This is a genomic window from Nocardia rhizosphaerae, assembly GCF_042650365.1.
GTDB classification, from domain to species: Bacteria; Actinomycetota; Actinomycetes; order Mycobacteriales; family Mycobacteriaceae; genus Nocardia; species Nocardia rhizosphaerae.
In genome coordinates, this window is sequence record NZ_JBHSBA010000005.1 from 395,505 (window position 1) to 415,094 (window position 19,590).

The following is a 19,590-nucleotide window of genomic DNA, read 5'->3' on the forward strand; positions in this document are numbered from 1 at the left end:
CTCCTGGAGCACTCGATCAAGAGTTGCTCACCGCGCGGTCGCGCGCCTTGCGGCGGGACAGCTCGCGGGCACGCTCGTTCGCGCCGAGCACCACCTTGCGCACGCGGACCACCTCGGGGGTGACCTCGACGCACTCGTCGGCGGCGCAGAACTCCATGGCCAGTTCGAGATCCAGGGCCAGCGGCTTGGCCAGGGTCTCCATCACGTCGGCGGTCGCGCTGCGCATATTGGTCAGCTTCTTCTCGCGGGTGACGTTGATGTCGAGATCCTCGGCGCGCGGGTTGATGCCGACGACCATGCCCTCGTAGGTGTCGGCGCCCGGCTCGACGAAGAACTGACCGCGGTCGGCCAGCTGGATCATCGCGAACGGGGTGACCGAGCCAGCGCGGTCCGACACCAGCGAACCGGTGTGGCGGGCGCGGATCTCACCGGCCCACGGCGCGTAGCCGTGCGAGACGGCGTTGGCGATGCCGGTGCCGCGGGTCTCGGTGAGGAACACCGTGCGGAAGCCGATCAGGCCACGCGAGGGGACGATGAACTCCATGCGCACCCAGCCGGCGGCGTGGTTGCTCATCTGCACCATCTTGCCCTTGCGGGCGGCCAGCAGCTGGGTGATCGCGCCCAGGTATTCGTCGGGGCAGTCGATGGTGAGCTCTTCGAAGGGCTCGTGCACCTTGCCGTCGACGGTCTTGGTGACCACCTGCGGCTTGCCGACGGTGAGCTCGAAGCCCTCGCGGCGCATCTGCTCGACCAGGATGGCCAGCGCCAGCTCGCCGCGGCCCTGCACCTCCCAGGCGTCGGGGCGGCCGATGTCGAGCACCCGCAGCGACACGTTGCCGATCAGCTCGGAGTCCAGGCGCGACTTCACCATGCGGGCGGTCAGCTTGTGGCCCTGCACCCGGCCGACCAGCGGCGAGGTGTTGGTGCCGATGACCACCGAAATGGCGGGCTCGTCGACGGAGATGCGCGGCAGCGCGACCGGGTTGTCGATATCGGCGAGGGTGTCGCCGATCATGATGTCCGGGATACCGGCGATGGCCACGATGTCACCGGCGACGGCGACCTCACCGGGCTGCCGCTCGACACCGATGGTCTGCAGCAGCTCGGTGATCTTGACCTGCTTGGCGCCGTCGGCGTTGATCCAGGTGACGTTCTGGCCCTTGCGCAGCTCGCCGTTGTGGATGCGGACCAGGGCGAGCCTGCCGAGGAACGCCGAGGCGTCGAGGTTGGTGACGTGGGCCTGCAGCGGCGCCTCCGGGTTGCCCTTGGGCGCCGGGATGTTGTTGAGCAGCACGTCGAACAGGGCGTCGAGGTTCTCGGCGTCGGGCGCCTGACCGTTCTCGGGGCGCTCCTTGGAGGCCTTGCCCTCGCGGCCGGAGGCGTAGAGGACCGGCAGGTCCAGTGCCAGCTCGGCGGCTTCGGCGGCCTCGTCGTCGAGATCCGACGCCAGGTCGAGCAGCAGGTCGTGCGATTCCTCGACGACCTCTTCGATGCGCGCGTCCGGGCGGTCGGTCTTGTTGACGACCAGGATCACCGGCAGCTTGGCCGAGAGCGCCTTGCGCAGCACGAACCGGGTCTGCGGCAGCGGGCCCTCGGACGCGTCGACCAGCAGCACGACACCGTCGACCATGGACAGGCCGCGCTCGACCTCGCCACCGAAGTCGGCGTGGCCGGGGGTGTCGATCACGTTGATGACGGTGACGGAACCGTCGGGATGGTGCCGATGCACCGCGGTGTTCTTGGCGAGAATGGTGATGCCCTTCTCGCGCTCCAGGTCACCGGAGTCCATCACCCGGTCGACCAGCTCGGCACGCTCGGCGAACGCGCCCGACTGACGAAGCATGGCGTCGACCAGCGTCGTCTTGCCGTGGTCGACGTGGGCCACGATGGCGACGTTGCGAAAATCGCGTGTAGACGACACGCCTCAATCCTCCTGCTGTTGGTGTATTGGCGCGCATTCAACTGGCATCGCGGCCTGTTACACCCTACCGGTATCGCGGTGGCACGTACGTGTCAGGCTTTGTACTTAGGCTACGCTAACTTGCTATGGGCAAGGTGAAGGCGAAGAAGGTGTCCAGCCTGAAGCCGAAGAAAAAGTGCTGCAGAAAGAAGACGCGGTGCTTCAAATGCCCCGTCGTGATCATGCGGATGAAGAAGGCCGAAGCCGCCGGAGTGTGCGGCAAAGATCTCAATAAAGCATTGAAACGGGCGCGCGCCGCATAACGCGTCGACGACGGGCGATGCGGGCTGCGCGCCCGCGGCGTAGAACCGAGGTATGGGTACTGGAAAACCGGCACTGCTCGCCGACCCCGAGATCACCATCGCGCTGGCCACGCTGCCGGAATGGTCGCGCGACGGAGACGCCATCACCCGCACGGTCGAGGCGCCCTCGTTCCTCGACGGCATCGAACTCGTCCGCAAGGTCGCGCACGCCGCCGAGGAGGCCGACCACCATCCCGACATCGATATCCGCTGGCGCACCGTGCGATTCACGCTCAGCACGCATTCGGCGGGTGGACTCACCGCGCTGGACACGGCGATGGCGCATCACATCGACACGATCCTCGCCTGAGGCTCAGGCCGCGACCTCGACATCGCGCCCGCCGACGAGGCCGCGCGCCTGGGCACGCAGGGTCTCGCGTCCGCGCCAGACCAGCCAGCCGAGCAGGAAGAACACCCCGAGCACGTCGACCGCGCCGAGCCAGGCCAGCGGCCACGGCCGCGGGATCGTCCAGATCGTCGGCTGCGCGAACGACAGCACCCACGGCACGCCGACCAGCATCGTCAGCACCCAGAAGCCCGCGATCAGCCGCGCGATGCGCTCGGCCCGCAGCGGCCCGTAGAGCAGCCACAGCACCGTCGGGATCAGCCAGACCCAGTGATGCGACCAGGAGATGGGCGAGATCATCAGGCCGAACAACTGCACCAGGACCAGGGTGCCGAGCCGGTCGCCGGGACCGAGCGTGCGCCAAGCCAGGAACGCGAGCACCGCCGTCAGCCCGACGGCCGCGATCCACCACGGCCCCGATTGCACGTCGTAGCCGAGGATCCGGCTCAGCGCGCCGCGCAGCGACTGGTTCCAGACCGAACCCACCGGCCCGATCCGGTCGGCGTCACCGAGCAGCGTGCCGAAGTAGCGCTTCGCCTCGCCGGCATTGATGAGAAAGCTCACCGCCACCGTCAGCCCGAACGCCGCCGCCGACCACAGCACCGTCGCCCAGCGGCGGCGAGCGACGAAGTAGAGGCCGGTGATCGCGGGGGTCAGCTTGATGCCCGCGATCACGCCGACCAGCGTGCCCGAGATCCACCAGCGCGCGCTGCGCACCGCCAGCATCGCCCCGAAGACCAGGAACACGTTGACCTGGCCGTAGTCGATGGTGGTGCGTACCGGCTCCAGCCAGATCCCGAGCGCTGTCCAGCCGACGGCCGCGGTGATCCACGGCGTGCGCTCGGCCCGCTCGGAGCCGAGCAGCAGTTCGAAACTGATCCTGATCACGCCGTAGAGCGCGGCGACGGTGGCCAGCATCCAGCCCACCGCCACCGCGGGAAACGGCAGATAGTGCAGCGGGAAGAAGACCAGCGCCGCGAACGGCGGGTAGGTGAACGGCAGCGGGAAGTCCGGCGTCTTCTCCGCGTAGGTGAAGTCGTAGAGCCGATCGGTGAGCAGCGACGCCGAACCGTCGACGTAGACGTGCAGGTCGACGACATTGAGCCCGTTCTCGGCGAACAGCATCCAGCCCAGCCTGGCCAGCACGGACAATCCGAGCAGCGCCAGCGCCCAGCGGAGGTGTCGGTTCAATGCCGGACTTTCGGTCTCGTGGTTGACGTCGCGTACTTCGATCACCTTAGCTGTGCGGACGCCCGCGCCCGCGCGCGCGGGTTGCCGGGCGACGCGCGACACCATCGGTAACATTTGCATCAACATCCCCAGCTGTAACACCGGTGCGGGCTAGCGTCGATGAACACGGCTCGCGCGGGAGTTCCCCGCTACGGGCCGGGCGGCTGTACAACACGGCGACGATGTCCTTAGAGTGACCCCGACATCGCAGGGCTCTCGACACCCTCGCCCCATTGGCACACCGAGGTAAGGACGGCTGGACAAGTGCTTCGTAGCCGAGGATCGCGGATCGCAACGACCGCCTTCGCCATTGCGGCAAGCGCCATGCTCATCGCGCCCGCGTCGACCGTCGCCGCGCCCGCGCCGCAGGCCGCGCCGATCAGCGTGCCGATGGTGCCGGAGGGCGTCCCCGTCGACGCGCTCGCTGCCTTCGCCCCTGCCGTCACCGGCCTGATCGCCGGCCACGCCGACATCGCGAGTCCGCAGACCGCGCTGCTCGATCAGGCGCGCGCGCTGCTGGCCACCCTGAACCTGCCGCCCGCCATCAAGGCCACGCTGGAGCGGATCATCGCCTTCCTCGACGGCAGCGGCGGCGGTGGCCCCGACATCCCGGAGGACGGCCCGGTCATCGCCCAGTTCCTCTACCCGACCATCGGCAAGGGCTGCATCGGCGACGGTGCCGACTCGGTCGGGACCGCGCTGGCCGTTCCAGGGCCCGCGCAACTGCCCCCGCCCGGACCCGCCGCCGGTCAGGCCGGTTTCGTGTTCACCGCGCTCGGCACCAAAGCACCGACCGCCGAACAGAACCCGCCGATGACGGTGCAGTGGCTCAACCTCGATACCCGCCGCTCGGCGGTGCAGACGCTGACCGACGAAGCCAAGATCAACCCGGGCGGTCCGGCCACCCTCTCGGCCATCGCCGACACCGGTCACGGCCGGGTCGTCGCCGTGGTCTCGGGTTCGTTGACCACGCAGGCCGAGGGCGCCGCCCCGCGCACCTGCAACTTCCTGCCGACCCTCGGCTTCTTCACCGTCTAGAACATCGCCGATTCGAGCCCGGTCCGGCCCACGAGGGCATGGACCGGGCTCTTGTCGTCGAGACGGGTTCCCGCCGGCACCGCGATGTGGTAGACCGAGAACCATGGCGACCACAGGAGTTTCACGCCGGGACAGTCGGTCGATCCGGAGCAGGCACTCGGGTCGGTCCATCCTGTCCTATCGGTCCGAGGGCTCGATTCTGTCGATCGGCTCGGCCTACTCCGTGCTCTCGATCGGCAGCGTGGGCTCGGTGCTGTCGATCGGCTCGGTCGGGTCGTTCGGTTCGCTGATCTCCTCCGGCTCGTTCGCGAGCCTCGGGTCGGCGCTGTCCGGCCTGTCACGCTGGTCCCTGCTGTCGTGGCGCGGCGTGTGCGCCGAGCCGGAGGGCAGGCCGAATCTGCGGGTCGTCCCGGACGACGAGCCGGAGCTGCGCGTCGCGACGACCTGCCACTGCCAGACCTAGCCCGTCACCACTGGCCGTAGTCCTCGGTCAGTGCCCGGTTGAGGTCGACCCCGATGCCGTCGATGGCGCGCTCGTCGATCTCGAACTGATGCAGGTGCGCACCGGAGTGCACATAGCCCTCCGGTGTGCCCCAATCGTGCTGCCAGAACCAGGAACCGAGGCCGGCGGCGACGGCGCGGTCGATGGTCGGGGTATTGGCGTAGATGCCGACGAGATCCGGGCCGAGCACCGACTCCCAACCACGGATGTAGGGCGCGATGAGCTCGTCGAACTCCTGCTCGCTCGGATTGTCGTCGATGGAGGCGTAGATCGGGGCCGTATCGGGCCCGCCGGCCGCCTTGTGCAGTTCCCAGCCGCGTTCGGCGTGCTGCTTTCCGCCTTCCAGTCCGCCCCGCCAGTCGGCCGTCGGGCCCTTGCCGAACTGGTAGTTCGACACGATCGACAGACCGTGTGCCCACAGCTCGTCGGCCTCTGCCGCCCGCAGCGGCTTGCCGAGCATCCACTCGGCGCCGGGGCGGCGATCGGAGACGTACCTGATCACCCCGATATGACCCGCTGCTTTGATCGCGGCGGGTGCCGGGACACCCGCCGAGTAGTCGACCAGGGTCCCGAAGGAGGTGGCGGCGGCGGGTGCGGCGGACAACCCGAGCCCGACCGTGGCCGCCGCGGCGGCGAATCCGAAGAATTCGCGCCTGGTCACCGGAACAGAACGCATCGCAGGACTCCTTCGCGCAACCCGACCTTCAACCGGCAGCGTGCCCGGCGCGCCTTCCCCGAATCCCGCGCGCCGGGAGCCTCGAACGTTCACTCATTGCACCACAACCACAGGAGAACCGCCAGAACCAATCATCACATCGGCCCCAGCAGTCACACAGGGTCTCAGGTGGCGCCGTCGATCGCCGCGCCGACGTCGATGGTGCGGCCGGTCGGGTCGGCGAGCTCCGTACTGACCACGGCGACAACCTGCGCCATCACCTGTCTCCTGATCCCGGCCAGCTTCGCCAGCGTCGCCGCGCGCAGGCCCTTGGCCGTGAATTCCAGGGAGATGTCCTCGAGCGCAGGCGGCGGCACCTCGATCACGATCTGCAGCGGCTCGGCCGCCCTGGCGGTGAGTACCAGCGGAATCCGCAGGTCGGCGCGGTAGTGATTGGCCTTGAGCACGTCGACGGTGATGTCGAGCCCGACCGGCAGAACCATGTCGAACACCCTCGGCGCCCCGGCCGCACCCATGCCACGATCGGTGACAACCGGCTCTTCGATGGCGCCGCGCACGGTCACCTTGGCCGCGCCGCGCGGGCCCTCGGCGAGCGGACCGATCGCGATCTGGCTACCCGCCATCTGCCCGACCACCTCGCGTACCCGGTCGGCGGTGACGATCCGGGTGAAGAACCGCAGCCCGAACTCGCGGAAGTCGATCCACTCGAAGACGGAGTCGTTGCGGTGCGGCGAACGGTAGCCGTCCAGGATCGCCTCGATGTCGAAGACGCGCGCGGAGCGCACCTTCGGGTCGCCGACGATGGCGTTGACCCGGTTGGCCACCTCACGCTGCACCAGCCCGGCGATCGGGTCGAGCAGCATCTCCCACGCGGTGTCGATGGCCTCGGCGCGCAGCGTGAAGCTCACGTCCTTCGCGGTCACCGGGGCCACATCGATCACCACCAGCAGCGGTTCGGCGGTGCGGGCGTGCAGCGTCAACCCGATCTCGACCACCGCGGCCAGCCTCAGTTTGCGGCCACCGAGCGTGAGCTTCACCGCCAGGGTGAGCGGAATCCGCACCTCGAAGGCGAGCGCGTCACCGGGGTTGCGGGTGACCACCGGGGTACCGAGGGTGCCCTCGGCGACGAATCCGGCCAGTCCGGCGGGACCGAGCGAGAACGGCCCGATCTGCACGCCACGTCCGGTCATACCGGCGACCGCCGTGGCGATGCGCTGCTCGGTGACCGCGTAGGTGACGAAACGCTCCCCGAAATCGGCGTACTCGATCCACATCGGGCTCTGCCGTGCCTCCTCGGTCACCTTCGCGCGCACATCGCACACGGTACGTTACCGACGGTACCGGCTTCATTCGGCACAGCGTCCCGTCCTGCCGATGAGGGGAAAACAGGACGGGACCCGGCCGGGGCGCTGCCGGGCGCCACCGCCTCCCATGGTACGGGTATCCGCGTGGTACCGCCGTCCAGGACTGGATCAGTTGTCTTGAGCGACAATCGATTTCAGAAGCGGCCGAATCCGACCAGATCAGCGGTCTCGGACAACCGGATGGTGCGCACCCGCACCGCGCCCATTTCGTTGCCGCCGATGGTGGTGAGCTCGTCGCCGTCGGCCTTCAGCACGATATTGGTGTGCTGGCCGAGTGGGCTCGACGGGCCGTAGAGCACCACGTCGCCGAGCCGGGGCCGGTACCCGACATCGCCGGGCGTGAACCGGCCGACGCCCTGGTAGTACTCGGTCAGCGTGTAGACGCCAGGGATGCGCCACGACCCGGAATTCGGATTGGCCAGCGGTCGTCCCGCCTCGCGCATGGTCCAGCTGACGAAATCGGCGCACCAGGCCTCCTCGACGCCTTCGGCGTACTTGGGTCCGTCGCCGGGGCGCTCGTATTCGCGGCGCAGCACCTCGACCAGGGCCAGCTGCTGCTCGTCGAGACGCTCGGTGTCCAGCGCGGGGAACGGCTCGCCCCAGTCGTGCTGCCACCACACGAACCCGACGACGACCACCGCCGTCGCCGCGAGAATGCCCGAAATGCCCAGCGCCAAGCGCCCGAGTCTGCCGGTGCGCGCGGTCCGAATCTGTGTCATCGCCCCCCTGCTTTCGATTCGTCTTCTGTCTTCTAAGACGAATCGGAAGCCTGCCTGGTTCCCCGATGTCGGGACCAGTGTGCTCCGGAGCGGGCCGGGTGGGAGCACGACTACCGGATAGACCCCTGCGCCACCCGGGCGTCGGCTCGCTACCGCGCTCTCGGCGCGCACTCGAGGTGCGTGCCGTCCCCTCCGGCGACGTCCACGCACCACAGGCGCGGACGTGGTATCGAACACGCTCCGCTCCGGAACACACCGACCCGATCGGCACGACGAGCGGCTCGCGAGCGCTGTTTCCGCACCGATTCGACAGCCGCGCGGCCTCCCGCCCGGCTGTGAAAATCTTTGCTAAGGCTTTACTGTCGGTCAAGCTAGACGACTGTCCCAATTTGTCCCAGTGCTGTGACCGAGGAGCGTGCCGTGGAGGATCCGCATGCGCCGATCGCCCGCTACCTGCGCGAGCGCCGGGAGTCGCTGGGCCTGACCAGGTCCGGCCTCAGCGCGGTGGCCGGGATTTCCGCCGGGCTCATCCAGAAGATCGAACAGGGCACCCGGTCCCCCACACTGGAGGCACTGACCGCGCTGTGCGACGCCTTGCAGATTCCCGAACCGTTCCGCGATCATCTGGTGTCGCTGTCGCTCGCTCCCCGCTACGACAAACCCGCACCACCGCGAGTACCGATCCCGGAGACCGAACAACTGCTGCTCGACGGCTTCGCGTATCCGGCCAGCCTGCAATCGTTCCCCACTTTCGACGTACTCGCGGTCAACGCCCCGTGGGCACGGCAGTTCCCCGGCCTGCTGCCCGGCACCACACTGCTGGAATGGATGCTGCTCGATCCGGCGGCCCGTCGGGTGGTCGTGGAATGGGAACGGCAGATCCATGCCAGCGTCTACAGCTTCCGGGTGATCGGCCCCGGCGTGGTGCCACAGGCCCGGATCGACGAGCTCGTCGCGTCGTGCTCCCGCGCACCGGAGTGGGAGCGGCTGTGGACCACCGAGCCCGCCCCGCCGTACGGCATCGACAGCCCCGAGCTGCTGGTCCGCCACGTCGACACCGGCGAGCCGATCGCGCTGGCACTGCACAATCTGGATTTCGGGTTGCCCCGGCGGACCTGGTCGCTGGTCGCCATGGTGCCGAAACCGGCGGCCTGACCATTGCCCCCCACCCACCGTAAGGAGGATCATCGCGACGTGCAGAACCCGAATCCACCGATCGCCGGCTACCTGCGTGAACGCCGTGAATCGGCGGGCATGACCAGGGCCGCGCTCAGCGCCGCGGCGGGGATCTCGCCCGGTCTCATCCAGAAGATCGAGCAGGGCACCCGCGCCCCGACGCTGGAAGCGCTGACCGCGCTGTTCGACGCGCTGACCGTGCCCGAGGTGATGCGCGACCATCTGATCTCGCTGGCTATCAGCAGCCGCTACGATCCGGGCGCCGGTCCGCTGGTGCGTCCTGCCGACAGGGTGCTGCTCGACGGGATCACCCATCCGGCGAGCCTGCAGATGCATCCGACCTTCGATGTGGTCGCCACCAATGCCGCATGGCGGTCGCTGTTTCCCGGCCTCGACACCGGCATGTCGATGCTGGAGTGGATGCTGCTCGATCCGCGCGCCAGGATCGCGCTGATCGACTGGGAACAGCAGGTCCACATGTGCGTGTACGGCTTCAGGATCATGGGCCCCGGCCTCGCCACCGAGCAACGCATCGACGAGATCGTCGACACCTGTGCGCGCGCCCCCGAATGGGCAAAGTTCTGGACCACCGACCCGGCCGCGCCCACCACCATCGACGACCCGGTGATGCACTTCCGCGATCCGCGGACCGGTGCGACGACCGCGATGACGGTGCACTCGCTCGGCGCCGCCCTGATCCCGCGCCGGGCGTGGTCACTGGTGGTGTACGCCCCGGCCCAGGTCTAGTCGGCCTTACGGGCCGGGATGCACAGGGTGAGCGCGATAGCAGCCACGGCGCCGGCGATCGCGATGAGGAACGCGGTGTGGAACCCCGCGCGCGATGGCAGCGTGTGCGGGCCGAGCTGCATCGTCATATGCGCGAGCACCACACCCATCACCGCGGCCGAGGTGGAGGTGCCGACCGAACGCATCAGCGAGTTCAGCCCGTTGGCGGCTGCGGTCTCGGTGATCGGCACGGCGCCCATGATCAGGGCGGGCATGGCGGCGTAGGCGAGGCCGACACCGCCCGCCACGATCACCCCGGCCACCACGATCTGCCAGACACTGTCCATCAGCACCAGCGCGAACAGGTAGCCGAGGCCGATCACCGCCGACCCGACGATCAGAGTCAGCTTGGGCCCCTTCTTCGCCGACAGCCGCGCCGACACCGGCGACAGCAGCATCATCACCAGCCCGCCCGGCGCCATCGCCAGACCGGCGGCCACCATCGATAGCCCGAAGCCGTAACCGGTCTCGATGGGCGCCATCAGCAGCTGCGGGAAGGTCAGCGACATGCCGTAGAGCGCGAAGCCGACCGCGATCGAGGCCAGATTGGTGAACAGCACCCGCGGCCGCGCCGAGACGCGCAGATCGACCAGCGGTGTGGCCTGCCGTAGTTCGTAGAAACCCCACAGCAGGAAACTGATCAGCGAGGCGGCGAACAGCCCGAGGATCACCGGGCTCGCCCACCCCCAGTCGGCACCTTTGGTGATTCCGATCAGCAGCGTGAGCAGCGCGATCGACAGCCCGATCGCCCCGCCGAAGTCGAACCGCGACGGCGTGCGCACCGGCGACTCCGGCACGAAGACCAAAACCAGTGCCGCGCACGCGATGCCAAGCCCGGCTGCGGTCCAGAACAGCATGTGCCAGTCCGTGTTCTGCGCGATCACCGCGGCGAACGGCATACCGACAGCGCCGCCGACGCCGAGGGTCGCGCTCATCACCGCCATCGCGCCGCCGACCTTCGCCGCGGGCAGTTCGTCGCGCATGATGCTGATCCCGAGCGGGATCGCGCCGATCGCGGCGCCCTGCAGCGAGCGGCCGACGATCTCGGGCAGCAACGAGGAGAAGCTCGCGCAGATCACCGAGCCGACGATCATGAAGGCGAGGTTGGCGACCAGAACCAGCCGCTTGCCGAACATGTCGCCGAGCTTGCCCGAGATAGGGGTGGAGACCGCACCGGCCAGCAGGGTCGCGGTCACCACCCACGAGGCGTTCGCCGCCGAGGTGTTCAGCAAAGTGGGCAGTGCCGGGATGATCGGGATGACCAGCGTCTGCATCAGCGAGACGACGACGCCGACGGTGCTCAGTACCGCGATCAGCACCGCGGGCGTGACACCGCGGGCTCCTGGGGTGGCCGGCGTGACGTCGGCGGTGGAAACGGACACAACTATGCACCGTACACAGCATGTGCATGGTACACAATTTGAATTCGGAGTGATCGACCCGACATAGTTGGCGCATGTCCGATTCCGGTCCCGACGACGACACCGCGTTCAGCCGCCTGGTCTTCGAGCTGAACCTCATCGCGCGCCACTTCCCCACCACCACCCGCCGCCGCCCCGGTTTCCAGCTCGATCGCTCCGCGTTCCTCATCCTCACCAGGCTCGGCCTGAGCGAACCGCTGAGCCTGCGCGAGCTGTCCGAGGCGTTCCAGCTCGACATCTCCACCATCAACCGCCAGGTCGGTGCGATGCTGAAACAGCGCCTGGTGGAACGGGTGCCCGACCCCGAGGGCGGGGTGGCCCGCAAGATCCGCGCGACCGCCGACGGTCTGGCCGCGCTGGCGGCCGACCAGAAGCACCGGGCCGCCGGTATCGGCACCGTCGTCGCGGACTGGGACGCCGACGACATCGCCGAGCTGAGCAGGCTGATGGGCAAGTTCAACCGTTCGGTCGAGGAGATCGAGCACAACCCGTGGCCGAGACCGCCGCGCCGCGAGGTCTGAGCGCGCTAAGCTGCGCCGCGTGGTCACTCAACGGTCCGCTCACCCGCGTCGGCTCGCCTGGGACAACTACTTCGTCGGCGTCGGCGGGCTCGTCCTCGGGTTGTGCTTCGGCACCAGCGCGGCGCTGATCGCGGGGCCAGGCCGCAACCTCGCGGCGATCGTCCTCGTCGTGCTCGCCGTGCTCTGCGTCCTGCCCGCGCTGGTACACGCGGTCGCCGAGCTCTACGTCTACGTGCGGCTCGCCGTACTGCTGCTCGGCTTCGCGCTGCTGCTGCCCGCCATCGTGGTCAGCCCGAATGTGCGCGACTGGGCCGCCGAACAGTGGGAAAAAGCCTGGAAATAGCGGCTACACGCGAGGCGGCATGAGCAGCAGCTGGATCATCCTCTGGAAGAACTGGGAAGACTGCCAGCCGAAATAGGTGGTGGCCGCCTCCGCCCCACCGGCGGATCCGCTGGCCGAGCCCGTCGACAGCTGCGCCGAACCGGTGGCCGAGCCCGTCGCCACCTCCGCCGAACCAGTCGCCGAACCGGATCCGGGCATGGCCGCCGCCGGTGTCGCCGCGCCGAGCAATCCGATCGTCACCGCCACCCCGACCAGCGCGGCACGCAGCGCATACGACTTCGGCATTTCACGACCTGGCAACATCTTCACTGACCCACTCTCGAAAAGCTTTCCGAATACGCAGTATTCACGTCATCGGTATCCAACGAGCCCGATTCGCACCGATTGGCAGTGCGGCGCGGTGCTCGCGATGAATACTTCGGTTACAGACCCCGACTCGTTTCAATTCTCCGCTGTGCGCGGGCGCACGGACAGACCGCGAATCTCGGGGCAGCTCCGCCGACTATCCCGGCGCCGATGCCGAATCGCGCAGGCTGTCGGCAGTTTCGGCGCTCCCGAACTCGCCGCACGCCATCGCCAGGTGCGCACCGGGCGTGGTGTTCAGCACCTGTCTGTCACCGCAGGCCAGCCGGAGTTCCCCGGGTGAACCCCGGCCCGCCTCGCACCCGCCGCAGACATCCTCGGCCCGCATTGCACCGTCGGGTTCGCACTCACGTCCAGGGTCGCAGGCGGTCCACGTTCGGCAACCCGGACCGGCCTTCGCGTGCCATCACGGCCGCCGGACAACCGGCACGGTAGGCGTATGAGCCCACACACTGGCGACTTCGCCAGTGTGTCAGCCCGGTGGCTCCGCAGGCTCGCTCCTTCGCCACCGCAGCCAGACGAGCCCCGTGCTCCCACACGGCATCCTCACTCACCTCCGGGCCGCACGCTCCTTCGCCACCTCAGCCAGCTGCGCACCCCGCTCCCGCACAACCTCACCCACCTGCGGGCCACGCTCCTTCGCCACCTCAGCCAGCTGCGCACCCCGCTGCCGGGCGAGCTCGGCCAGGTGGGAGCCGTGTTCGCGGATCGCTTCGCCGAGTTGCGGGCCGCGTTCTCTGGCGAGCTCGGCCAGGTGCGCGCCCTGTCCCTTCGCGCCGTCGAGCAGCACGGTGCCCTCGTCGCGGACCTGGTCGGCCATGGTGGGACCGCGGTCGACGAGGGAGTGCACCGCGCGCCGACCACGCCAGCCGAGCGACGGTTTGCCCTCGGTGTCGGCGGCGGCGATCAGCAGGCCGCCGAGCAAACCGAGATCCTTGAGGAAGCCGACCTGCTTGGCCGCCTTGCGGTCGGGATCGTTCTCGGCCCAGAAGTCCTGTTCGGTCAATGTGCCGGGCACGACGGTCGCGGCGAGCACCACGGCGGCCGGGCGGGGCGCTCGCCCACTGAGCAGCAACAGTCCGCCTGCGACCTGCGCCGCAGAGTTGACCCGCACCAGGCGGCTCGGATCGTCCGGGACCTTCGCGGCCAGCGGGTCGGGCAACCGCTCACGCCCCTGGTCGGCCAAGGCACCGGCCGCCGCGGCACGTGGTTTCGGATTCATCAGTCCGTTCACACCGCCCGCCACGAAGGTGGTGGCCAGCAGTGTGCGGGCGACCCGGCGGAGTGGTTTCATCGGCATCGTCGGCTCCCTTTCGTCCATGACCTGGGAAAACGGCCTCCCCTCTCGGCTACCCGGTCCCCGGACCGGCAAACAGCGGCTACGGTCGACCGGGTGCCAGACTCCACGGTCCGCTCGGCCTACCGCGCTGTCAACCAGCGCTACATCGAGCTGTTCGGCTCGCCCGCCGATCTCGCCCCCGACGACACCGCCTTCGTCCTGCGCCACCTCACCGAGGCCACGGGCCCGGTCCTGGATCTCGGCTGCGGCCCCGGCCATTTCACCGAGGTCCTGCATCGGGCGGGCGTGCGCGCCACCGGCATCGACCTCGTTCCCGAGTTCGTCGACCACGCGCGGTCGCGGTATCCCCACCTCGAATTCCGGGTCGGTTCGCTCCGCGCCATCGACCGGCCGAACGCCTCGGTCGGTGGTCTGCTCGCCTGGTTCTCGCTGATCCACTTCACCCCGGACGAACTATCCGGCGTCCTCGCCGAGCTCGGCCGGGTGCTCGTGCCCGGTGGGCGTTTGGTGCTCGGTTTCTTCGACAGCGACGAGCGGGAAGAGAAGTTCGAGCACAAGGTCACCGCCGCCTACCGCTGGCCGGTCGCACGCCTGTCCGAACGGCTCGGCGCGGTCGGTCTCACCGTCGCCGAGTACGCCCGGCGTCCCGGTGACGGTGACGTCCGCCCGTACGCCGTGCTCGCGGCCGGTCGCGAGCCGGAGTAGGCTGGCTCGCCCTCGGCCGAAGCTCGTCGCCGACAGCACCCCGGCCGAGGGGCGCCACTCGATGTCGATAGACCGTGTCGCCGACCCTGTCAGCCCACTCGAGGCCGTTCGCCCACCGTGCGCTCGCACCGGCCTCGGGCGATGATCACCGATTCGGCTGCCGCTCTACGCCGCGAAGGCCAGTTCACCCCGGCCGTCCACCGCACTCGCACGCGTGACCAGCCGCGCGATGGCACCGGCGACCTCTCCTGGCTGCTCCATGATCACCGAGTGCCCGGCGCCGTCCACCAGGACCAGGTCGGCGTAGTCGATCGCGGCGGCCATCGCGACCGAATGCGACGGCGGAGTCATCAGATCGGCCGTTCCGCACATGACCACCGTCGGGATTCGCGACAGCACGGGCAGCGCGTCGGTGCGGTCGAAGACCTTGAAGGCGCTCAGGAAACTGGCCATCGTGACGATCGACGTCGCGTTGTGCATCGCCTCGGACAGCGCGAGCACCCGCGGGCTGACCGTGCGATCGCCGAACTCGGCCGTGCGCACCACGGGCGCGAAGACCTTGCAGGCCAGCATCTTCGCGTGCTGCATCAGCCGCGGCGCGCGTCGGACAGCCGCCTGGAAGACGGAGATGATCGGGTTGCGCAGCAGCCTGCCGAAACCTGCGTCGGCCAGCCCGCTCGCCGCCGTCGCGACCAGCCCGACACCGACGATCCGAGTGCCCACCTCGTGCTGGTACCCGCTGACGTAGGTCAGCACCGTCATGCCACCCATCGAATGACCGACCAGCACCACCGGCCCGGTCGGGGCGACCACGTCGAGCACCTCGTGCAGGTCACGACCGAGCCGCTCCAGGTTGTAGGTCTGCCGCGGCGCGGCCGCGGACTCCCCGTGCCCACGGTGGTCGTAGCAGACCACCTTGGCGCCCGCGTGTTCCCGCAGCAGCGCGTCGCGTACATCGGTCCACGACTCGGTGCGCAAGCAGTGCCCATGAATCAGCACCACGGTCAACTCCGCCCGCCGCGCACCGTACTCCCGCACCACCAGCTCCACCCCGTCCGAGGTCGACACCGTGACCCGGCGCTGCGCCGAGTGAGCGATTGTGCTGATCGACATCGGTGCCTCCGGTCCGCGTGCGGGTAACAGGATCAACTCTGCCCCGAATCGCGAGCAGTCATCAGGTCCCCGAGTGCTGAGCCCGCCCCCCGCAGGGTGCGCGAAACCCCACCCTGGTGGGCGGGCCCGACACCGAGCTGCCGCCCGCGCACCGGAAACAGTTCGACCAGCTACTCTCGGCAGTACCATGGAAGCTTCCGAGCCCTCGGGGCTACAGCGCTGCAACGGGTTTCGGATCGCCGTCGGCATCGCGCAGATCGTGCTCGGGTTCGTCGCGGGCTACCTGGTCACCTGGGCAACCATGCTCGCGGTACTCGAATTCGAGATCGCCACGGGTTGGATGCTGCCCTGGCTGATGGATACCTGGCTCGTCCCTGCCGCGGTGACGGTCGGCTTGGTCTCCATCGCCTGGGTCACGCTACCGAGACTCAGGATCGCCCTGGTCTCGGCGGCCGTGGGCACCGTGACGACCTCGGGCATCTTCCTGTGGCTGTTCGTGACGTGGTAGCAGGCCATAGACTCGCGCCATGACCGTCAGGATGGACAATGTCGGCATCGTCGTCGAGGACCTCGCCGCGACGATCGAGTTCTTCCGCGAGCTCGGGCTCGAGCTCGAAGGCCAAGGCTTCGTGGCGGGCGAGTGGGCCGGACGCGTCACCGGCCTCGGCGATCAGCGCGTCGAGATCGCCATGCTGCGCACCCCGGACGGCCACAGCCGCCTCGAACTGTCCCGCTTCGTCGAACCGGCTGTCATCGCCGATCATCGCCGAGCCCCGGTGAACGCCCTTGGCTACCTGCGCGTCATGTTCGCTGTCGACGACCTCGACGACACCTTGACCCGCCTCCGCGCGCACGGCGCCGAACTGGTCAGCGACGAAGTGGTTCGCTTCGAAGACGCCTACCGCCTCTGCTACGTCCGCGGCCCCGAAGGAATCCTCCTCGGCCTCGCCGAGGAACTCGACCGACCAGCCGAAACGCCGCCGCCTACACGGTGAACCCGACTCCAGACATCGCCGTCGGCCAACACGTAGTTGTTGCCTGCCATCCACAACTCACCGCCGCCAGGTAACCCGCCTCGACCGGGTAGTCGAAAAGTGCGCGCGAGATCGGGACCAAACCGGCGGCGTGCGCAGTCCGAACTTCTCCCACACCCGGCAATCGAGAGGCTTCGACCTGTGCGCACCCGTTCTTTCCGACCGACCGTCCTGGCAGTGCTGGCGGCGCTGGCAACCGCGATAGGGTCGGCACCGCTCGCCACCGCGGCACCGGCCGCGGCCCGCGTCGTCGCCGCTGTCGACACCGGCGACCGGCTGCAGACCGTCACCGTGTTCTCCCCCGCCATGGACAAGGCGGTCGAACTACAGATCATCCGGGCGGCCGACGCCTCGACACCGCGCCCGACGATGTATCTGCTCAACGGTTCGCAGGGCGGCCCCAACGGCAGCGGCTGGGACGCCCAGACCGATGCGGTGAGCTTCCTGCGTGGCAAGGACGTCAACGTGGTCACCCCGGTCGGCGGCGCCAGCTCGTACTACACGGACTGGGTTCGCGACGACGCCGCACTCGGCCGCAACAAATGGCAAACCTTCCTCAACGAGGAACTGCCGCCGGTGATCGAGGACTACCTCGGCGCCGACGGCACCCGCGCCGCCGTCGGCGTGTCCATGAGCGGCACTTCGGTCCTCAACCTGGCGATCGCCAAGCCCGGCTTCTGGAGCGGCGTCGCCTCCTACAGCGGATGTGCGCAGACCTCGGACCCGATCGGGCAGGAGTTCGTCCGGATCACCGTGGAGAACTGGGGCGGCGGCCAGAGCGTGGAGAACATGTGGGGACCGCGCAACGGGCCGCTGTGGCGCGCCAACGACCCGCTGCTCAACGCCGAACGGTTGCGCGGCACCGAGATCTACCTCAGCACCGGCACCGGCATTCCCGCCGCGCCCCACGACACCCCCGCCGACCCGCGTGTGCGCGACGGCCGCATCCCCCTCCCGATCCAGATCGCCTTCGGCGGCCCGATCGAAGCCGCTGTCCGCCACTGCACCCTCAACCTCGCCGACCGCCTCCGCGACCTGTCCATCCCCGCCACCCTGGACGACCGCCCGGTCGGCACCCACTCCTGGGGCTACTGGGAGGACGACCTGAAACGCTCCTGGCCGTTCCTTGCCGGCACCCTCGGCGCCACCCCGTAGGCGCTGCCCGAGTTGTCCTGCGGCTCACCGCGTCCGGTTGACCCGCACGGCGTCGTTGATCAGCGCTTTGAAAGCCTCGGGGTCGAGCTCGTCGTCCTCGTGCAGATCGATCGACCGTCGCACCGCGGCCTGCGGACCCGCGCTGAACAGCCCCGTCGGATCGTCCACCGAGGCCCCCTTGGCGAAGTTGATCTTCACCTTCCCCTTGTACGTCTCCACCGTGCAGATCAACCCGTCCAGCGAAAAAGTGGGCACCCCGTCCGGATTGGACGGCTTCTTCCACTTCATCTCCTCGACGACATCCGGTTCCGCCGCCTTGATCAGCGACCGAATGTCATCGACCCGACCAACCCGCCAGTCCTGTGCCATGCCGTCGACGATAGTCCGACGATCGATCTACACGTTGAAGCGGAACTCGACGACGTCGCCGTCGGCCATGACGTAGTCCTTGCCTTCCATGCGCACCTTGCCCGCAGCCTTGGCTGCCGCCATGGAACCCGCCTCGACCAGGTCGTCGAAGGCGACGAGTTCGGCCTTGATGAAACCGCGCTCGAAGTCGGTGTGGATGACGCCCGCGGCCTTGGGGGCGGTGTCGCCCTGGTGGATGGTCCAGGCGCGGGATTCCTTGGGGCCTGCGGTGAGGTAGGTCTGCAGGCCGAGGGTGTGGAAGCCGGCGCGGGCGAGGGCGTGCAGGCCGGGTTCGGTCTGGCCGATGGACTCGAGCAGTTCGAGGGCGGACTCGTCGTCGAGTTCGAGGAGTTCGGCTTCGACCTTGGCGTCGAGGAAGACCGCGTCGGCGGGGGCGACGGCGGCCTTCAGTTCGGCGACCTTGGCCTCGTCGGTGAGGATCGATTCGTCGGCGTTGAAGACGTAGAGGAACGGCTTCACGGTGAGCAGGGAGAGTTCGCGCAGTTGTTCGGCGTCGATCTTGGTGCCCGCGGCGAACAGGGTGGTGCCCTCGTTGAGGAATTCCTGGGCGGTCTTGGCGGCGTCGAGCAGCGGCTTGCGGTCCTTCTTGACCTTGGCTTCCTTCTCGAGGCGCGGGATGGCCTTCTCGAGGGTCTGCAGGTCGGCCAGGATCAGCTCGGTCTCGATGACCTCGATGTCGGCGGTGGGGTCGACCCGGCCGTCGACGTGCACCACGTCGTCGTCGGCGAACACGCGCACCACCTGGCAGATGGCGTCGGCCTCGCGGATGTTGGCCAGGAACTTGTTGCCGAGGCCCGCGCCTTCGGAGGCGCCCTTCACGATGCCCGCGATGTCGACGAACGACACGGTGGCGGGGATGATCTTCTCGGAACCGAAGATCTCGGCGAGCTTGTCCAGGCGCGGGTCGGGCAGCGGGACCACGCCGACGTTGGGCTCGATGGTCGCGAACGGGTAGTTCGCGGCCAGCACGTCGTTCTTGGTCAGCGCGTTGAACAGCGTCGACTTTCCGACGTTGGGCAGGCCGACGATTCCGAGGGTGAGGCTCACGAGAAGGGAAGTCTACGCGGTGGGCACAGCGGCCAGGTCGGCGCCTGCGGTACCCGACCT

Annotated in this window: 23 protein-coding genes; 12 read left to right on the forward strand and 11 right to left on the reverse strand. The window is 68.7% G+C overall.

Annotation, left to right across the window (positions count from 1 at the left end):
• Positions 1–16 precede the first annotated feature (16 nt).
• A complete protein-coding gene (gene typA, locus ACFOW8_RS11545) occupies positions 17–1,921 on the reverse strand; it encodes a translational GTPase TypA (protein WP_378549832.1) in 1,905 nt (634 codons plus the stop codon).
• A 125-nt stretch (positions 1,922–2,046) separates the two neighbouring features.
• Between typA and ACFOW8_RS11550 the strand changes: the two genes are divergently transcribed.
• Positions 2,047–2,223: a hypothetical protein gene (locus tag ACFOW8_RS11550; RefSeq protein ID WP_378549835.1), complete on the forward strand. Its 177-nt coding sequence runs from the start codon at positions 2,047–2,049 to the stop codon at positions 2,221–2,223.
• A gap of 52 nt (positions 2,224–2,275) precedes the next feature.
• Entirely contained in the window at positions 2,276–2,572 is a 297-nt protein-coding gene (locus ACFOW8_RS11555; RefSeq protein ID WP_378549838.1) for a 4a-hydroxytetrahydrobiopterin dehydratase, read from the forward strand.
• Between the two features lie 3 nt (positions 2,573–2,575).
• Here ACFOW8_RS11555 and ACFOW8_RS11560 read toward each other — a convergent pair whose 3' ends face one another.
• A complete protein-coding gene (locus ACFOW8_RS11560) occupies positions 2,576–3,904 on the reverse strand; it encodes a mannosyltransferase (RefSeq protein WP_378550720.1) in 1,329 nt (442 codons plus the stop codon).
• 258 nt (positions 3,905–4,162) lie between these two features.
• On the opposite strand from ACFOW8_RS11560, the gene ACFOW8_RS11565 reads away from it, so the two are divergent.
• Positions 4,163–4,876, forward strand: coding sequence for an Rv1157c family protein (locus ACFOW8_RS11565; protein WP_378549841.1), 714 nt, complete (start codon positions 4,163–4,165; stop codon positions 4,874–4,876).
• Between the two features lie 103 nt (positions 4,877–4,979).
• Positions 4,980–5,339, forward strand: a complete 360-nt coding sequence (locus ACFOW8_RS11570; protein WP_378549844.1) for a hypothetical protein — start codon at positions 4,980–4,982, stop codon at positions 5,337–5,339.
• A gap of 4 nt (positions 5,340–5,343) precedes the next feature.
• Here the strand turns inward: ACFOW8_RS11570 and ACFOW8_RS11575 are convergent, their stop codons facing one another.
• From ACFOW8_RS11575 to ACFOW8_RS11585, 3 genes are all read right to left on the reverse strand, one after another.
• A complete protein-coding gene (locus ACFOW8_RS11575) occupies positions 5,344–6,054 on the reverse strand; it encodes a DUF1906 domain-containing protein (protein WP_378549846.1) in 711 nt (236 codons plus the stop codon).
• Between the two features lie 164 nt (positions 6,055–6,218).
• On the reverse strand, positions 6,219–7,367 hold the full coding sequence (locus ACFOW8_RS11580) for a hypothetical protein (RefSeq protein WP_378549848.1): 1,149 nt from the start codon (positions 7,365–7,367) through the stop codon (positions 6,219–6,221).
• Between the two features lie 185 nt (positions 7,368–7,552).
• Positions 7,553–8,137, reverse strand: coding sequence for a CHAP domain-containing protein (locus tag ACFOW8_RS11585; RefSeq protein ID WP_378549850.1), 585 nt, complete (start codon positions 8,135–8,137; stop codon positions 7,553–7,555).
• 420 nt (positions 8,138–8,557) lie between these two features.
• Between ACFOW8_RS11585 and ACFOW8_RS11590 the strand changes: the two genes are divergently transcribed.
• Both ACFOW8_RS11590 and ACFOW8_RS11595 read left to right on the forward strand, forming a co-directional pair.
• Positions 8,558–9,292: a helix-turn-helix domain-containing protein gene (locus ACFOW8_RS11590; RefSeq protein ID WP_378549853.1), complete on the forward strand. Its 735-nt coding sequence runs from the start codon at positions 8,558–8,560 to the stop codon at positions 9,290–9,292.
• Positions 9,293–9,331: 39 nt separating this feature from the next.
• Complete coding sequence (locus tag ACFOW8_RS11595; RefSeq protein ID WP_378549856.1) at positions 9,332–10,060, forward strand: helix-turn-helix domain-containing protein; 729 nt, start codon at positions 9,332–9,334, stop codon at positions 10,058–10,060.
• Here the strand turns inward: ACFOW8_RS11595 and ACFOW8_RS11600 are convergent.
• The gene (locus tag ACFOW8_RS11600; protein ID WP_378549858.1) at positions 10,057–11,481 is read right to left on the reverse strand and encodes an MFS transporter; all 1,425 of its coding nucleotides are present in this window, start codon (positions 11,479–11,481) and stop codon (positions 10,057–10,059) included. The two genes, ACFOW8_RS11595 and ACFOW8_RS11600, sit on opposite strands and share 4 nt — an antisense overlap.
• Before the next feature lie 74 nt (positions 11,482–11,555).
• On the opposite strand from ACFOW8_RS11600, the gene ACFOW8_RS11605 reads away from it, so the two are divergent.
• Positions 11,556–12,041 carry a MarR family winged helix-turn-helix transcriptional regulator gene (locus tag ACFOW8_RS11605; RefSeq protein WP_378549861.1) on the forward strand — a complete coding sequence of 162 codons (486 nt, stop codon included), beginning with the start codon at positions 11,556–11,558 and terminating at the stop codon, positions 12,039–12,041.
• Positions 12,042–12,060: 19 nt separating this feature from the next.
• Positions 12,061–12,384, forward strand: coding sequence for a hypothetical protein (locus tag ACFOW8_RS11610; RefSeq protein WP_378549864.1), 324 nt, complete (start codon positions 12,061–12,063; stop codon positions 12,382–12,384).
• Positions 12,385–12,387: 3 nt separating this feature from the next.
• On the opposite strand, the gene ACFOW8_RS11615 is transcribed toward ACFOW8_RS11610, so the two are convergent.
• Both ACFOW8_RS11615 and ACFOW8_RS11620 read right to left on the reverse strand, forming a co-directional pair.
• Positions 12,388–12,669: a hypothetical protein gene (locus tag ACFOW8_RS11615; protein WP_378549866.1), complete on the reverse strand. Its 282-nt coding sequence runs from the start codon at positions 12,667–12,669 to the stop codon at positions 12,388–12,390.
• A gap of 628 nt (positions 12,670–13,297) precedes the next feature.
• Entirely contained in the window at positions 13,298–14,047 is a 750-nt protein-coding gene (locus ACFOW8_RS11620; RefSeq protein WP_378549869.1) for a DoxX family membrane protein, read from the reverse strand.
• Between the two features lie 93 nt (positions 14,048–14,140).
• Here ACFOW8_RS11620 and ACFOW8_RS11625 point away from each other — a divergent pair, with 93 nt between their 5' ends.
• Complete coding sequence (locus tag ACFOW8_RS11625; RefSeq protein ID WP_378549872.1) at positions 14,141–14,752, forward strand: class I SAM-dependent methyltransferase; 612 nt, start codon at positions 14,141–14,143, stop codon at positions 14,750–14,752.
• A gap of 165 nt (positions 14,753–14,917) precedes the next feature.
• Here the strand turns inward: ACFOW8_RS11625 and ACFOW8_RS11630 are convergent, their stop codons facing one another.
• Positions 14,918–15,865, reverse strand: coding sequence for an alpha/beta fold hydrolase (locus ACFOW8_RS11630; RefSeq protein WP_378549875.1), 948 nt, complete (start codon positions 15,863–15,865; stop codon positions 14,918–14,920).
• Positions 15,866–16,052: 187 nt separating this feature from the next.
• On the opposite strand from ACFOW8_RS11630, the gene ACFOW8_RS11635 reads away from it, so the two are divergent.
• The 3 genes from ACFOW8_RS11635 (at position 16,053) to ACFOW8_RS11645 (ending at position 18,054) form a co-directional block, all read left to right on the forward strand.
• Complete coding sequence (locus ACFOW8_RS11635; protein WP_378549878.1) at positions 16,053–16,373, forward strand: hypothetical protein; 321 nt, start codon at positions 16,053–16,055, stop codon at positions 16,371–16,373.
• Positions 16,374–16,392: 19 nt separating this feature from the next.
• Positions 16,393–16,860, forward strand: a complete 468-nt coding sequence (locus ACFOW8_RS11640; protein ID WP_378549881.1) for a VOC family protein — start codon at positions 16,393–16,395, stop codon at positions 16,858–16,860.
• A 180-nt stretch (positions 16,861–17,040) separates the two neighbouring features.
• On the forward strand, positions 17,041–18,054 hold the full coding sequence (locus ACFOW8_RS11645; RefSeq protein ID WP_378549884.1) for an alpha/beta hydrolase: 1,014 nt from the start codon (positions 17,041–17,043) through the stop codon (positions 18,052–18,054).
• Between the two features lie 24 nt (positions 18,055–18,078).
• Here ACFOW8_RS11645 and ACFOW8_RS11650 read toward each other — a convergent pair whose 3' ends face one another.
• Entirely contained in the window at positions 18,079–18,423 is a 345-nt protein-coding gene (locus ACFOW8_RS11650; protein WP_378549887.1) for a DUF1801 domain-containing protein, read from the reverse strand.
• Between the two features lie 27 nt (positions 18,424–18,450).
• The gene (gene ychF / locus ACFOW8_RS11655) at positions 18,451–19,530 is read right to left on the reverse strand and encodes a redox-regulated ATPase YchF (RefSeq protein WP_378549890.1); all 1,080 of its coding nucleotides are present in this window, start codon (positions 19,528–19,530) and stop codon (positions 18,451–18,453) included.
• Positions 19,531–19,590: the final 60 nt, after the last annotated feature.

Excerpts from the sequence above, each read along its gene's own strand:
- ACFOW8_RS11550 (WP_378549835.1), top strand. The coding sequence starts at position 2,047 with ATGGGCAAGGTGAAGGCGAAGAAGGTGTCCAGCCTGAAGCCGAAGAAA.
- ACFOW8_RS11555 (WP_378549838.1), top strand. The coding sequence starts at position 2,276 with ATGGGTACTGGAAAACCGGCACTGCTCGCCGACCCCGAGATCACCATC.
- ACFOW8_RS11560 (WP_378550720.1), bottom strand. The coding sequence starts at position 3,904 with ATGGTGTCGCGCGTCGCCCGGCAACCCGCGCGCGCGGGCGCGGGCGTC.
- ACFOW8_RS11565 (WP_378549841.1), top strand. The coding sequence starts at position 4,163 with ATGCTCATCGCGCCCGCGTCGACCGTCGCCGCGCCCGCGCCGCAGGCC.
- ACFOW8_RS11570 (WP_378549844.1), top strand. The coding sequence starts at position 4,980 with ATGGCGACCACAGGAGTTTCACGCCGGGACAGTCGGTCGATCCGGAGC.
- ACFOW8_RS11575 (WP_378549846.1), bottom strand. The coding sequence starts at position 6,054 with ATGCGTTCTGTTCCGGTGACCAGGCGCGAATTCTTCGGATTCGCCGCC.
- ACFOW8_RS11585 (WP_378549850.1), bottom strand. The coding sequence starts at position 8,137 with ATGACACAGATTCGGACCGCGCGCACCGGCAGACTCGGGCGCTTGGCG.
- ACFOW8_RS11605 (WP_378549861.1), top strand. The coding sequence starts at position 11,556 with ATGTCCGATTCCGGTCCCGACGACGACACCGCGTTCAGCCGCCTGGTC.
- ACFOW8_RS11615 (WP_378549866.1), bottom strand. The coding sequence starts at position 12,669 with ATGCCGAAGTCGTATGCGCTGCGTGCCGCGCTGGTCGGGGTGGCGGTG.
- ACFOW8_RS11620 (WP_378549869.1), bottom strand. The coding sequence starts at position 14,047 with ATGCCGATGAAACCACTCCGCCGGGTCGCCCGCACACTGCTGGCCACC.
- ACFOW8_RS11630 (WP_378549875.1), bottom strand. The coding sequence starts at position 15,865 with ATGTCGATCAGCACAATCGCTCACTCGGCGCAGCGCCGGGTCACGGTG.
- ACFOW8_RS11635 (WP_378549878.1), top strand. The coding sequence starts at position 16,053 with ATGGAAGCTTCCGAGCCCTCGGGGCTACAGCGCTGCAACGGGTTTCGG.
- ACFOW8_RS11640 (WP_378549881.1), top strand. The coding sequence starts at position 16,393 with ATGACCGTCAGGATGGACAATGTCGGCATCGTCGTCGAGGACCTCGCC.
- ACFOW8_RS11650 (WP_378549887.1), bottom strand. The coding sequence starts at position 18,423 with ATGGCACAGGACTGGCGGGTTGGTCGGGTCGATGACATTCGGTCGCTG.